Genomic DNA, 14,244 nt, shown 5'->3' with positions numbered 1-14,244 from the left:
CGCTAGAGCGCCGACGGCCTCTCGGCGCTTTTCGGGCTTATCGGACTCTGGTGGATCGCAGGCCGGCGATGCGCTGCGACGCGCCATGGCAGAATGTGACTCATGCGTCACTTCGGATCGCGGAGCGCGACCTCGCGCGTGTTCCTCGTGCTCATGTGCGCGGTGCTGGCCGTCATCGTGATCGTGACCGCGCTGCTCATGTGGGACAGTCGGCGAGCCGAGTACCGGCACGCTGAACGCACGACGCGCGCCCTCGCGATCGCTCTGGCCTCGGCTCCGTACACCGCTCGTGCGCTCGCCGAGCCGTCCAGTTCGGCAGACGTGATCGACGTGCGGGAGCGGGTGTCCCGACTCAGACAGGACATCGGCGTCAGCTACATCACCGTGATGGATGCCTCCGGAACGCGGCTCACCCACCCCGACCCGGAGCAGATCGGCGGACGCTACCGCGGCACGATCCCCGACGAAGCGGTGCCCCTCACGGAGCGGTGGACCGGCACGCTCGGCCCCTCCGTCCGCACGATCGCGCCCGTCGCAGACGACTCCGGCCGCACCGTCGGGTGGGTCTCGGTCGGCATCACGGTCGGCTCCATCGCCCAGGAGATCTCCCGCGAGGTGCCGCTCGTGCTCGTGGTGAGCGGGGCGTTCGCGGCGGTCGGAGCGGTCGCCGCGCTCGCGGGGCGTCGCATCACGAGGCGGATCACCGGCGACCTCTCGGCCGACGCCGTGCGGGAGGCGCTGGTCTCCCACGACTCGTTGCGCACGCTCAGCGAGTCGCTCCGGGCGCAGACCCACGAGCACGGCAACCGTTTGCACGCGGCGATCGCGCTCCTCGAGCTCGGCAGGCGGGACGAGGCGATCGAGATGCTGGCGGCCACCGCCTCCCGGAGCCAGGCGCTCGCCGATCTGGTCGACGCCCCTGACGCGCTCGACCCCGCCGTGCGCGCCGTGATCATGGGGAAGACCGCGCAGGCGTCAGAGCGCGGCGTCTCCGTCGCGGTCGACCTCGCTGCGACGCTCCCGGAGCTTCCGCTCGGCACGATGGAGCTCGTCTCCGTCATCGGCAATCTCATGGACAACGCGATCTACGCCGCCGCATCGAGCAGCACGCGCCCCCGCACGGTCGACCTGCGGTTGGGGGTCGAGGCTCCGGGCCGGGTGCTCATCGAAGTGTCGGATTCCGGCGACGGATTCGGTGCCGAGGCCGGGAGCGCGATATTCGACTGGGGCGTCTCGACGAAGCAAGTCGCCCCGCAGCGGGCGGCGGAGGGGCGGGGAGTCGGCCTCGCACTCGTCGACCGCATCGTGCGCGAGGGCGGCGGATCGATTGCAGTCGCCGAAGGGCCGACCACGTTCTCGGTGCGGCTGCCGCTCCGCCGTCCCGAAGCACGCGTGCCGCACGGGCCGACGCTCGTCGCGGCTGCACCGCCTTCGGTGCGCGCGAACCCGGGGCCGCTGTGAACGGGATCGCGCGCGCGGCGAACGACCCGATCCGCGTGATCACCGTGGATGACGACGCGCTCGCGCTCGAACTGCATCGCGCCCATCTCGCACGCGCCGGCGGGTTCCGCGTGGTGGCCGAGTGCACCGGCGCCCGGGCCGCTGTCGCCGCGCTCGCGCATCCCGCTCACCGGGCCGACCTGGTGCTGCTCGACGTGACGATGCCGGACGGGACCGGCATCGACGTGCTGCGTCACGTGCGCGCTCGCGGGGTGTGCACCGGCGTCATCGCGGTCAGCGGCGTGCGCGACGTCGAAGTGGTGCGCGAGATGGTGGCGCTCGGCGCCGTGCAGTATCTGATCAAGCCCTACACCTTCGCGACGTTCCGGGACCGCATCGAGGCGTTCAGGGAGTATCACGTCCGGTCGGTCGCGGCTGCCGGAGTCGCGACGCAGCACGACGTCGATCAGATGTTCGCGTCGTTGCGCGCCGTGCGCACCGCGTCACTGCCGAAAGGGCTCGCCGCGATCACTCTGGAGCGCGTCGCGGCGGTCCTGCGAGAGCGCGGGCCGAGTACCGCGCGCGAGATCGCTCCGCGTCTGGGGATATCGCGCGAGGTCGGTCGCCGCTATCTGGAGTACCTCGCCGACATCCGCCGTGCAGATCGACGAGCCAGGTACGGCGCGCGCGGTCGGCCGCAGACCGAGTACGCCTGGAACCCGCGCACCGGTCCGCTCTGAACCGCTCCCGCGCCACCGTCTAGACTGGACGCATGGCAGCAGACACCGTATTCGCGAAGATCGTGTCCGGCGAGATCCCCGTCGAGATCCTCGCGGAGACCGATCGGGTGCTCGCATTCCCCGACATCAGCCCGCAGGCCCCGGTGCACATCCTCGTCATCCCGAAGTCGACGGCGTACGAGAACGTCGCGGAGCTCGCCGCCGCGGAGCCGGAGACCCTCGCCGAGATGATCGCCGTGGCGAAGCGTCTCGCGGAGACGCACGCGAACGGCGAGTACCGCCTGATCTTCAACAGCGGGGCCACGGCGGGGCAGACCGTGTTCCATGTGCACGCCCACGTGCTCGCCGGAGACCTCGAGGAGCGGTCGCTCGGTGGCTCCTGAAGATACGGCGAACGACCCCCAGCTGCAGCGGACGATTCTGCTCTCGGGCGTCGATCTCGCCTCGTTCCTCGGGCATCGCGACCAGCTGCTCGCCGACCTCGAGGTGCAGCACCCCCGCGTAGCCTTCCACGCGCGCGACCAGGTGCTGACTCTCCGCGGGCCTGCGACGAGCGTTCGCGCGGCGGAGGAAGTGGTCACCGAGATCCTCGAACTCGCGAGGCGCAGCGGTGCGGTGTCGCGACGAGACGTCCAGGAGGTGACGCGCATGGTGCACGACGGACAGGGGCCGACAGCGGCGCAGATGCTGAGCGAACCGATCGTGAGCGTGCGCGGCCACGCGGTGCGCGCGCAGACGAGAGGGCAGCGCGCGTACGTCGACGCGATCGACGCGCACACCATCGTGTTCGGCATCGGCCCAGCCGGTACGGGCAAGACGTATCTTGCGATGGCCAAGGCGGTGCAGGCGCTGCAGCGACGCGAGGTGGCGAAGATCATCCTCACCCGCCCCGCCGTGGAAGCGGGCGAGCGTCTCGGCTACCTGCCGGGCACGCTCGAAGACAAGATCGACCCGTACCTCCGCCCGCTCTTCGACGCCATCGGCTCCATGATGGACGCCGACGTCGTGCCGAAGCTGCTCGCGAGCGGCACGATCGAGGTGGCGCCGCTCGCCTACATGCGCGGACGCACGCTCAACGAGTCGTTCGTGGTGCTCGACGAGGCTCAGAACACCACGCCCGAGCAGATGAAGATGTTCCTCACCCGTCTGGGCTACGGGTCGAAGATGGTGGTGACCGGAGACATCACGCAGGTCGACCTCCCGATCGCGACCAGCGGGCTTCGCGTCGTCAACCGGATCCTGCGCGACGTCGAGGACATCCACTTCGCCGAGCTCGGATCCGATGACATCGTGCGGCACAACCTGGTGAGCCGCATCGTCGACGCCTACAGCGCCTTCGACCAGGCCGCGCAGCGGCAGAGGGGAGACGCATCGTGAGCGTCGAGATCAACAACGAGTCCGGCATCGACGTCGAGGTCGGCCGCGTGCAGCGTCTCGCGGCCTTCGTGCTCGAATCGCTCTACGTGCACCCCGACACCGAGGTCGGCGTGATGTTCGTCGACGAGACCACCATCGAACGGCTCCACGTCCAGTGGATGGACGAGCCGGGTCCGACCGATGTGCTGAGCTTCCCCATGGACGAGCTGCGCCCGGGCCGCGTCGACGCGCAGACGCCCGCCGGACTGCTCGGCGACATCGTGATCTGCCCGCAGGTCGCGGAGGTGCAGGCGGAGGCCGCCGGCCACGACCTGCAGCAGGAGATCTCAGTGCTGCTGACGCACGGCATGCTGCACGTGCTCGGCTACGACCACGCGACGCCGGAGGAGGAGGCCGAGATGTTCGGCCTGCAGCGCGACCTGCTGCTCTCCTTCGCCATGCGCGAGCGCTCTCGATGAGCCTGGCCCTCGCACTGCTCTTCCTCGCCGCAGCAGCGGTGCTGCTCGCCGTGGGCGGGCTGCTCGCCGCGGCTGACGCGGCGCTCGGCGTCCGATCCCGAGCGGAGCTCATGGCGCTCGCCGATGAGTCGCCGCGTTCGGGCCGCGCGATTCGTGCGATCGCCGAAGACGAGGGGCGGCACGCGAACGCGCTCGGATTCGCCCGCGTGTTCGCCGAGACGCTCTCCGCCGTACTCATCACGCTGGTGCTCGCCTACTCGCTCGAGACCCTCTGGCTCGAACTGGTGCTCGCGACGCTCGTGATGACGGCCGTGACGTTCGTGCTCGTCGGGTCGAGCCCGCGCACCGTCGGCTCGCACCACCCCGACGCCGTGATCCGGTTCGCCGCGCCGCTGCTGCGCGGGCTGCGCCTGCTGCTCGGGCCGCTGGCGTCGGGCCTGATGCGCTTCGGGGATCGGGTGACTCCGGGGCGCGGTGCGAACCGCCGCATCCGAGACGAGCAGCAGCTCCTCTCGATGGTCGATCAGGCCGCCGAGCAGGCGGTGCTCGAGAGCGACGACCGCGACTACATCCACTCGCTCGTGGAGTTCGGCGAGACGCTCGTGCGGGAGATCATGGTTCCGCGCATCGACATGGTCACGGTCGATGCCGAGCACAGCGTGCGCGAGGCGCTCGAGCAGCTGCTCGCGTCGCGCCACTCGCGAGTCCCTGTCGTGGGCGGCGACGTGGACGACGTCGTCGGCATCGCCTACCTGCGCGACGCGAGCGGCTTCGCGCTGCGCCGGCCCGAGGAATCGGAGCAGGCTCCCGTCACGCGCATCGCGAAGCCCGCGATGTTCGTGCCCGAGGTGCAGCGCGCCGACGATCTGCTGCGGCAGATGCAGCGGGAGTCGAACCATCTCGCGCTCGTGGTCGACGAGTACGGCGGCATCTCGGGCCTCGTGACCCTCGAGGATCTGATCGAGGAGCTGCTCGGAGACATCTCCGACGAGCACGATCGCGACGTGCCCGAGATGACCCTGCGCGAGGACGGCTCGTTCGTCATCGGTGCTCGGCTCTCCGTGGGCGAGCTCGGCGAGCTCTTCGGCTTGGAGCTCGAGGACGAGGACGTGGACACGGTAGGAGGGCTCGTGGCGAAGTCGCTCGGGCGCCTGCCGGAGCCGGGCGACGCGGTGGTCGTGGCCGGCATCGAATTGACCGCGATCGACACGGAGCGCCGGCGTCAGCGCCTGCTCACGGTGGAGGCGCGCTGGATCGGCGAGACCGAGGGAGAGGACGGCGCATGAGCCAGGAGCAGCAGCGAGGGCCGGAGACGGGCGACGGGGGAGCGGAGCGCGAGTATCGCGCGGGATTCGTCTCGTTCGTCGGGCGGCCGAACGTGGGCAAGTCGACGCTCACGAACGCGCTCGTGGGCGAGAAGATCGCCATCACCAGCCCGAAGCCGCAGACCACGCGCCGGGCGATTCGCGGCATCGCCCATCGCGAGAGCGGCCAGCTGATCATCGTCGACACGCCGGGGCTCCACCGCCCGCGCACGCTGCTCGGCGAGCGGCTCAACGCGCTCGTGGAGGCGACCCTCGGCGACGTCGACGTGATCGGCTTCTGCATTCCCGCGAACGAGAAGCTGGGGCCGGGCGACCGCTTCATCAACGAGCGGCTGAACGACTTCCCGCGCGCCAAGAAGGTGGCGGTGCTCACGAAGGTCGACGAGGCCTCGAAGAGCGAGATCATCGATCAGTTGACGCGCCTCGGCGAGCTGCGGGAGTGGGACGCGGTGGTGCCGATCTCGTCCGTCACCCGCGAGCAGCTCGACGTGCTCGCCGACGTGCTGCTGGAGCTCATGCCGGTGTCGCCTCCGCTCTACGAGGCCGAGCAGACGACCGACGAGGGCGAGGACGACCGCATCGCCGAGCTCATCCGCGAGGCGGCCCTCGACGGCGTGCGCGACGAGCTGCCGCACTCGCTCGCGGCGACGGTCGAGGATCGCGAGGAGCGCGAAGACGGCCTGCTCGAGATCTACGCGAATTTGTACGTGGAGCGCGACAGCCAGAAGGGCATCGTCATCGGGCACCGCGGCTCGCGCCTCCGCGACGTGGGGGAGCGGGCCCGCAAGGAGATCGAGGTGCTCCTCGGGCGGCGCGTCTACCTCTCCCTGCGCGTCAAGGTGCTGAAGGAGTGGCAGCGCGACCCGAAGGCGCTCGGCAAGCTCGGCTTCAACTGACGCGGGCGCTCGACGCGGGCGCTCACCTGCCGCCCGAGAATCCGCCGCCCCCGCCGCCCCCGGCGAAGCCGCCGCCGGTCGATCCGCCCGAGCTGCTGGACGTGTAGCTCACCGACGAGCTCAGGGAATCGGTGAACTGCGAGATGGTGTCGCCGAACGACGACATGCTCGACGCCCCGAGGCCGGCGTACCAGAGCGGTATGTACCCGCCGTGCTGCTCGTAGGCGACCTGCAGCACGCGGGTCCACTCCTTCTCGAGCCCGAAGATCATCGCGTACGGCAGCAGGCGCTCGTACAGGTGCACGACGTCGACGCCGCCCGCGTCGCGGCGCTCGGCGCCGCTGTGCGACTGCAGCACGCGCAGGCGATCCGCCTCGGCGACCTCGATGAACTCGCGCACGCCGAGGAGGTACTCGCGCGTCTCGGCGCCGAGCGGCGTGTACACCCGCTGCTTCACCACCGACGCGAACGCGGCGACCAGGGCCACGATGCCCATCACGAGGAAGATCGCGGGGAGCGCGTTCGCGCGCTGCGCGAGCGCCAGCCCGGTGAGCACCCCGAGCACCACGACGAGTCCGATCGCGATCCAGCCCCACATGCGGGCGCGCGGGCTGTGCACTCGTTCGAGGTAGCCCCGTTCGGTCGCTGCAGCGGTGCCCACCGCCTCGAGCTTCTGCATCCGCTCGGCGAACTCCTCGTCGCTCTCGGGAAGCTCGACGGCCGTGCCGGGCTCCGCGCCTGCGAACAGCGCGTGCAGGGCGCGCTCGTCGAGCGGGTCCGCGGCGCGGGTCGGATCGACGAGGCGCAGCATCGGTCGGGCGCTCTTCGGTCCGAACCAACCCTGCTCCGGCTCGCCGTCCTCGATGCGGATCGCACCGCGCACCGCGAGATGCACGAGCTGGGCGGGCACCGTCTTCGCGGAGACCCCGGCGACCGGGCCCGCCACGAGCGGCGGAAGCGTATCGGGCACGTCGTACTGGGCTACCACCGTGCCGCGGGCCGTCTTGCGCCGGCTGCGGAGCCGGATCGCCGATCCGGCCGCGATACCGGCCGCCCCGAGAGCGCCACTGCCGACGATGAGCGGGAGCGTGTCGAGCGCGAAGTTCGGCAGCCGGCTGGGCGGCTGCACCGCCGATCCGGCGTCCAGCCCGATGGCGACGGTCACGCCCTGCTGCGGTCCGAGCGGGATCCCGGCGACCGAGAACGCCGCGCCGTTCTCCGCCGCCGAGATCTCGCACTCGTCGGTCGAACCGGCGCCGCCGACGTAGCAGCGCGCGTTGCCGTTCAGGCGATCCTCCAGGCCGGGGCCGAACGACACGGTGGCGCCGAATCGGTCGATCGGCTGCTCGTGCTCGAAGTCGACGAGATCCCAGTTGAACTCGTCGGCCGAGCCGTCGTCCCGTGCGAGCACGACGTCGCGCAGCGTGTACGAGATCACGTAGGTCTGCACGCCACGCACGTACCGGTCGTCGCCCGTGAGCACCGCCACGAAGCCATCCTCCTCCTCGACCTCGAACGGGACGGCCGCCCCGGAGGCGTCCGTCACCGAGAAGTTCGACGGCTCGGTGGAGCTCCCCTCGTAGTCCTTCGGCAGACCGCGCACGATGCCGCGGTTCTGATCGAAGTCGGGGAACTCGGCGACGAGCGTCTCGGTCACCTCGGCGACCGCCCGGCCGTCGGCATCGGTGTCGATCTCGTAGGCCACGTCCCAGCTGCGATACGAGAAATCGGAGACGTCCGCGGCCGCGGGCGCCGGCGCCTGCAGGCCGTCCCATGCGGTCGCCGCGGCGACGATCGACAGTGCGACGGCGACGCCGCGGGTGCTGCGCATGCGTGTGGTCATATTCTCCAGGCTATGGCACGCGGCGGAGGAACGCCCGGAATCGGCGCGGGCCGACCGGAGCGGATGGTAGAGTGAGCGACATGCTGTTCGGCTCGCTTCTCCTTAGCCGCCGCGACGAGTCCTCGACTTCGAACTGAATCAGTCTCTGGCCTCCCTCGTCGCGGTGTTCGTGTTTGGCTGAGCAAGACCACGACGAGAAAGACGAGTCCATGCAGAACCTGCAGCAGCCCTCCGGGATGCCGACCCACCGGTACCGCCCCTTCCACGAGATCATCGACGTCGACCTCCCCGATCGCACGTGGCCCTCCCGCCGCATCACCGAGGCGCCGCGCTGGTGCGCGGTCGACCTGCGCGACGGCAACCAGGCCCTCATCGATCCGATGAGCCCCGAGCGCAAGCGGATCATGTTCGACCTGCTCGTCAAGATGGGGTACAAGGAGATCGAGGTCGGCTTCCCGTCCGCCAGCCAGACCGACTTCGACTTCGTGCGGCACCTCATCGAGGACGACGCGATTCCCGACGACGTGACGATCCAGGTGCTGACGCAGGCTCGCGAGCACCTCATCACCCGCACCTACGAGTCGCTCATCGGCGCGAAGCGCGCGATCGTGCACCTGTACAACTCGACCAGCATTCTGCAGCGGGATGTGGTGTTCCGGTCGGATCGCGACGGCATCAAGCAGATCGCCGTCTCGGGTGCGAAGCTCTGCCGGGCGAGCGAGCACATCTGCCCCGACACCGAGATCTTCTACGAGTACTCGCCGGAGTCCTACACCGGCACCGAGCTAGAGTACGCCGTCGAGGTGTGCAACGACGTGCTCGAGGTGCTCGAGCCGACTCCCGAGCGCAAGGTGATCATCAACCTGCCGGCCACGGTCGAGATGGCGACGCCCAACGTGTACGCCGATTCGATCGAGTGGATGAGCCGTCATCTCAACCACCGCGAGAACGTGATCCTGTCGCTCCACCCGCACAACGACCGCGGAACCGCGGTGGCGGCCGCCGAGCTCGGCTACCAGGCGGGAGCGGACCGCATCGAGGGATGCCTCTTCGGCAACGGGGAGCGCACCGGCAACGTCGACCTCGTCGCGCTCGGCATCAACCTCTTCACTCAGGGCATCGACCCGCAGATCGACTTCTCGCGCCTCGACGAGGTGCGCCGCACGGCCGAGTACTGCAATCAGCTGCGCGTGCCCGAGCGCAGCCCGTGGGCGGGCGACCTGGTGTACACCGCATTCTCGGGGTCGCATCAGGACGCCATCAAGAAGGGCTTCGAGCGGATGGCGCAGGACGCCGAGGCCGCGGGCGCGAGCGTCGACGACATCGAGTGGGCCGTGCCGTACCTGCCGGTCGACCCGAAGGATCTCGGCCGCTCCTACGAGGCCGTGATCCGCGTCAACTCGCAGTCGGGCAAGGGAGGCGTCGCCTACCTGCTGAAGACGGACCACCACCTCGATCTGCCCCGTCGTCTGCAGATCGAGTTCAGCTCGGTCGTGCAGGGCGTCACCGACACGGAGGGCGGCGAGATGTCGAGCGACGAGATCTGGCGCATCTTCCAGGACGAGTACCTGCCCGCGCAGGCGGAGGATGCCGACACGTGGGGACGCTACAAGCTCTTCCGCACGTCGGCGACGAGCGCCGGCGACGGGATCACCGAGCTGGTGGTCGACTGCCGTGTCGGCTCCGAGGATCAGCGGCTCACCGCGCGCGGCAACGGCCCGGTCGACGCCTTCCTCAACGCCCTCAACGAGACCGGCCATTCGGTGACGCTGTTCGACTACGTCGAGCACGCCATGAGCTCGGGCGGCGACGCCGTGGCGGCCGCGTACGTCGATCTCGAGGTCGACGGGCAGCGGCTCTGGGGTGTGGGCATCGACGCCGACACGAGCCGTGCCACGCTCGAGGCGATCGTGAGCTCCGTGAATCGGGCGGTGCGCAATCGCAGTCGCGCCGGCGTCGCGGAGGCGGCCAACGCCTGACGCGTCGGCTGCGCCCCTGCGCGTCAGCTGCGCCGGCGCCCGAGTGCTTTCGTAGATATGTTCGAGAACTCGGTGTGGCGGAGGGCGGGATCGCGCCGCTTCTTCTAGGGTGAACGTGTGATTGCTTCGATTCGCGGGCCCGTGCTCGCCGCCGGCGCCGGTTGGGTCGTCATCGAACTCGGCGGGCTCGGCATGCGCGTCGAGGTGCCGAGCGGGCGCGTCTCCGCCGCGCATCCGGGGGATGAGCTGCGCCTGCACACCTCGCTCGTCGTGCGCGAGGACTCGCTGACGCTGTTCGGCTTCGCCTCGGAGGCGGAGCTCGACGTCTTCGGGCATCTCATCGCCGTCTCGGGAGTCGGGCCGCGGAGCGCGCTGGGCGTGCTCTCGGCGTTGACGCCGGGGGAGATCGCCGCGGCCGTGGCGCTGGACGACGAGAAGCCGTTTCGCAAGGTGTCGGGGATCGGCCCGAAGACGGCGAAGCTCATCACCCTCTCGCTCGCCGGGAAGCTCGCGCATCTGTCGCTCGACGGCGCCGACCGCGTCGCGTCCGCCGCTCCGCAGGATGCGGTGGCCGCGGGCGTCCGCGAGGGGCTCGTCGGGCTGGGGTGGAGCGAGGCCGAGGCCGGCCAGGCCGTGCAGGACGCGCGCGACGCCGGCGCCCCCGACGAGAGCGCCGGGCTGCTGCGCGCCGCGCTGGCGCTGCTGCAGGCGGGCCGCGGGGGAGCACGCGGTTCGCGAGGCGCCCGGTGAGCGGTGAGCTCTCGGCCCAGGCCTCGGCTTCGGAGCAGGGCTACGAGGGAGCGCTCCGGCCGACCAGCCTCGCCGAGTTCGTGGGCCAGTCGAAGGTGCGGCGGCAGCTCGGGCTGCTGCTCGACGCGGCCACCATGCGCCGTCACACGCCGGACCACATCCTGCTCGCCGGCCCTCCGGGGCTCGGCAAGACGACGCTGTCGATGATCGTCGCATCCGAACTCGACAAGCCGCTCCACCAGACGTCGGGGCCCGCCATCCAGCACGCGGGCGACCTCGCCGCCGTGCTGTCGGCGCTCACGCCGGGCGAGGTGCTCTTCATCGACGAGATCCACCGCATGGCGCGCAGCGCCGAGGAGATGCTGTACCTCGCGATGGAGGACTTCAAGGTCGACATCATGGTGGGCAAGGGCGCCGGCGCGACTTCGGTGCCGCTCGAGCTCTCGCCGTTCACACTCGTGGGCGCGACCACACGCGCGGGTCTGCTGCCCAACCCGCTGCGCGACCGCTTCGGCTTCACGGCGCACCTGGAGTTCTACTCCGACGACGAGCTCTCCCAGGTGGTGAGCCGCGCTTCGGGTCTCATCGAGTTCTCACTCTCGGAGAGCGGGGTCGACGAGATCGCGCGTCGCTCGCGGGGCACGCCCCGAATCGCCAACCGGTTGCTGCGGCGGGTGCGGGACTACGGTCTGGTGCACGACCTCCCGGGCGACGCGTCGACCGTGCAGGCGGCACTCGCGCTGTACGACGTCGACGACCACGGGCTGGATCGGCTCGACCGCGAGGTGCTGCGCGCCGTGGTCGAGCGCTTCAACGGCGGCCCGGTCGGGCTCTCGACGCTCGCGGTGTCGGTGGGCGAGGAATCGGAGACGATCGAAGCGGTCGTGGAGCCGTTCCTCGTGCGCACCGGGCTGCTCTCGCGCACGCCGCGCGGTCGCGTGGCGACTCGTCTCGGGTGGGAGCACGTGGGCGTGGAGCCGCCGACCGCTCCGTGAGAAGAGTAGGGGCGTTCACAGCGGCGACCGGCTAAACTGATGCAATCTGTGCCTCAGGAGAGGCATGTGTTCGTCTGCCGAAAGGACCGCTGTGCCTCTGGATCCGATCACCCTGGTGATGTTCGCGCTGATCGCGCTGTTGATCTTCTTCATGTTCCGGAACGGGAAGAAGCGCCAGGCCGCGCAGCTCGAACTGCAGAACAACCTTCGTCCCGGCGCGGAGGTCATGCTCCAGTCCGGCATCTTCGGCACGATCGACGCCGTGGATGAGGAGGAGAACAAGGTGACGCTGCGCAGCGGCACCTCGACCTTCGTCGTGCACCGCAATGCGGTCGCGCAGGTCGTCGCGCCGGTCGACGCGGTCGTGGAGGAGGAGGGCTCCGCGCTCGCCCCCGACGACGATCCGGCGTTCGGCGAGCGGTTCGGCGCTGCCGATCCGACGTCCGCAGGCGCGGCTCCCGTCGCCGACGACGCGCCGATCGCCCCCGAGACCGAGCCGCGGCGCGACCGCGACAACGACACCGACGTCGATGAGCAGGGGAACGGTTCGGCGCCGAAGGCCTGAACCGGTGGCCGCGGGTTCTCCGCGGCCACCCCTGTCCACGTTTAGAGAAAGCAGTCTGCCTTGGCGTCATCACCCGCCGTTCGGAGGGCGCGTCGCTCCCTCGTCCTCCTCCTGGTATTCATCGTCGGCCTCACCGGCTTGATCGCGTACGGCGTGTTCAACAGCAACGCCACCTGGACGCCGAAGCTCGCGCTCGACCTGCAGGGCGGCACCCAGGTGCTGCTCGCCGCGGAGCAGACGGGCGGAGAGGCGGTCGCCGGCGACCAGCTGCAGCAGGCCGTCTCGATCATCCGGCAGCGCGTCGACGCCGCGGGCGTCTCTGAGGCGGAGATCACGACTCAGGGCAACCAGCACATCTCCGTGTCCATCCCCGGCAAAGCGGACGAGGCGACGATGCAGCGCATCGAGGCGTCGGCGAATCTCGACTTCCGACCGGTGCTGACGTACGGCATCGGCGCGGGCTCCGAGCAGGCCGGAGCAGAGGAGAGCGCCGAGGCGGGCGCTGCGACGGATGAGGCGGAGGCTGCCGATCCCGCTGCCGATGACGGCGCTGGCGAAGACGCCGCGACGGAGGACGGTTCCGCCGAGGGCACCGAGAGCGACGGCGCTGAGCCCTACGACGAGACCCTCGACCCGGAGACGATTCCCGAGAGCGCCGGCGACATCGCCTGGATCACCCCGGCCCTGCAGGAGAAGTTCGACGCCTTCACCTGCGACTCGGACGCCGCGCTCGATGCGGGCAACGCTCCGGCAGACCGCCCGCTCATCACGTGCGACGACACGGGCGCCGTCAAATACATCCTGGGGCCGGTCGAGCTCGACGGCTCGGTCATCACCGACGCGGTCGCCCAGGTCGGCACGACGTCCACCGGCGCCTCCACGGGCGAGTGGGTCGTGCAGATCACGATGGACAAGCAGGGCACCGAGACCTTCGGCAAGATCAGCACGCGACTCTTCGGCGCTGCAGAGCCGCAGAACCAGTTCGCGTTCGTGCTCGACGGGCGCGTGCTCTCGGCGCCGACGATGCAGGCGCAGATCCTCGACGGACGCCCCTCCATCAGCGGGCAGTTCACCCAGGAGTCCGCCGCCGCTCTGGCAGACCAGCTGAAGTTCGGCGCGCTCCCGATCGACTTCTCCGTGCAGAGCCAGGAGGACATCTCGGCGACGCTCGGCACGAGCCAGCTCGCCGCGGGTCTGCTCGCCGGCCTCATCGGTCTGCTGCTCGTCGTCGTCTACTCCGCGTTCCAATATCGAGCGCTCGGATCGCTCACCATCGCGTCGCTCGTGGTCGCCGGTATTCTGACCTACCTCCTGCTCACGTTCTTCTCGTGGCGGCAGGGCTACCGGTTGTCGCTCGCCGGCGTCGCCGGCATCATCGTCGCGGTCGGCTTCACCGCCGACTCCTTCATCGTGTACTTCGAACGCATCCGCGACGCACTGCGCGACGGGTTCTCGATCGAGAGCGCCGTGGAGCACGGGTGGAAGCGGGCGTTCCGCACGGTCCTCGCGTCAGACGGCGTGAACTTCCTCGCCGCGGTCATCCTGTTCATCCTCGCCGTCGGCAACGTGAAGGGCTTCGCGTTCACGCTCGGCCTCACCACGCTCGTCGACGTGATCGTGATCGCGTTCTTCACGCACCCGATCATGACGCTGCTCGCGCGCACGCGGTTCTACCAGGGCGGGCACCCGTTCTCGGGCCTCGATCCGCAGAAGCTGGGCGCGGTCTACCGGGGGCGCATGCAGTTCCGCGAACCCGTGGCCGCCTCGCAGGGCCGGAAGAAGAACGCCCGCAGTCAGGCGGAGGCCGCTCGACGCCAGACCATCGCCGAACGCAAGGCCCTCATGGCCGACGCGTCAGCCGGAAAGGAGAGCTGAC

General features: G+C 70.1%; 13 protein-coding genes. 12 read left to right on the top strand and 1 reads right to left on the bottom strand.

Annotated features, from left to right (window positions below; translation table 11 throughout):
• Window positions 1–102 precede the first annotated feature (102 nt).
• Genes NS354_RS02635 through era form a run of 7 tightly spaced genes read left to right on the top strand, consistent with a single transcriptional unit; the run spans window position 103 to window position 6,236 of the window.
• A complete protein-coding gene (locus NS354_RS02635; protein ID WP_058593067.1) occupies window positions 103–1,461 on the top strand; it encodes a sensor histidine kinase in 1,359 nt (452 codons plus the stop codon).
• Window positions 1,458–2,180, top strand: coding sequence for a response regulator (locus tag NS354_RS02630; RefSeq protein WP_153002090.1), 723 nt, complete (start codon window positions 1,458–1,460; stop codon window positions 2,178–2,180). The genes NS354_RS02635 and NS354_RS02630 overlap by 4 nt, the downstream gene beginning before the upstream one ends.
• A 32-nt stretch (window positions 2,181–2,212) precedes the next feature.
• A complete protein-coding gene (locus NS354_RS02625; protein ID WP_058593066.1) occupies window positions 2,213–2,563 on the top strand; it encodes an HIT domain-containing protein in 351 nt (116 codons plus the stop codon).
• On the top strand, window positions 2,553–3,557 hold the full coding sequence (locus tag NS354_RS02620) for a PhoH family protein (RefSeq protein ID WP_058593065.1): 1,005 nt from the start codon (window positions 2,553–2,555) through the stop codon (window positions 3,555–3,557). The genes NS354_RS02625 and NS354_RS02620 overlap by 11 nt, the downstream gene beginning before the upstream one ends.
• The gene (gene ybeY / locus NS354_RS02615; protein ID WP_058593064.1) at window positions 3,554–4,015 is read left to right on the top strand and encodes an rRNA maturation RNase YbeY; all 462 of its coding nucleotides are present in this window, start codon (window positions 3,554–3,556) and stop codon (window positions 4,013–4,015) included. Before NS354_RS02620 ends, ybeY begins: the two co-directional genes overlap by 4 nt.
• Window positions 4,012–5,301 (top strand): hemolysin family protein, encoded by a 1,290-nt coding sequence (locus tag NS354_RS02610; protein ID WP_058593063.1) that lies wholly within the window; start codon window positions 4,012–4,014, stop codon window positions 5,299–5,301. The genes ybeY and NS354_RS02610 overlap by 4 nt, the downstream gene beginning before the upstream one ends.
• Window positions 5,298–6,236, top strand: coding sequence for a GTPase Era (gene era, locus NS354_RS02605; protein WP_058593062.1), 939 nt, complete (start codon window positions 5,298–5,300; stop codon window positions 6,234–6,236). Before NS354_RS02610 ends, era begins: the two co-directional genes overlap by 4 nt.
• A 22-nt stretch (window positions 6,237–6,258) precedes the next feature.
• Here era and NS354_RS02600 read toward each other — a convergent pair whose 3' ends face one another.
• A complete protein-coding gene (locus NS354_RS02600; protein ID WP_058593061.1) occupies window positions 6,259–8,079 on the bottom strand; it encodes a DUF2207 domain-containing protein in 1,821 nt (606 codons plus the stop codon).
• A 209-nt stretch (window positions 8,080–8,288) separates the two neighbouring features.
• Between NS354_RS02600 and leuA the strand changes: the two genes are divergently transcribed.
• The 5 genes from leuA to secD all read left to right on the top strand — a co-directional run bounded on the left by leuA (window position 8,289) and on the right by secD (window position 14,243).
• Window positions 8,289–10,058, top strand: a complete 1,770-nt coding sequence (leuA, locus tag NS354_RS02595) for a 2-isopropylmalate synthase (protein WP_058593060.1) — start codon at window positions 8,289–8,291, stop codon at window positions 10,056–10,058.
• A gap of 117 nt (window positions 10,059–10,175) precedes the next feature.
• A complete protein-coding gene (gene ruvA, locus NS354_RS02590) occupies window positions 10,176–10,808 on the top strand; it encodes a Holliday junction branch migration protein RuvA (RefSeq protein WP_058593059.1) in 633 nt (210 codons plus the stop codon).
• A complete protein-coding gene (gene ruvB, locus NS354_RS02585) occupies window positions 10,805–11,803 on the top strand; it encodes a Holliday junction branch migration DNA helicase RuvB (RefSeq protein WP_058593058.1) in 999 nt (332 codons plus the stop codon). Before ruvA ends, ruvB begins: the two co-directional genes overlap by 4 nt.
• Window positions 11,804–11,894: 91 nt before the next feature.
• Complete coding sequence (gene yajC / locus NS354_RS02580) at window positions 11,895–12,368, top strand: preprotein translocase subunit YajC (RefSeq protein WP_058593057.1); 474 nt, start codon at window positions 11,895–11,897, stop codon at window positions 12,366–12,368.
• Between the two features lie 60 nt (window positions 12,369–12,428).
• The gene (gene secD / locus NS354_RS02575; protein ID WP_058593056.1) at window positions 12,429–14,243 is read left to right on the top strand and encodes a protein translocase subunit SecD; all 1,815 of its coding nucleotides are present in this window, start codon (window positions 12,429–12,431) and stop codon (window positions 14,241–14,243) included.
• Window position 14,244: the final 1 nt, after the last annotated feature.

The organism is Leucobacter chromiiresistens (assembly GCF_001477055.1).
Classification (GTDB): domain Bacteria; phylum Actinomycetota; class Actinomycetes; order Actinomycetales; family Microbacteriaceae; genus Leucobacter; species Leucobacter chromiiresistens_A.
The sequence above is the reverse complement of the archived record's forward strand: the minus strand, read 5'-3'. Positions and strand labels throughout refer to the sequence as shown.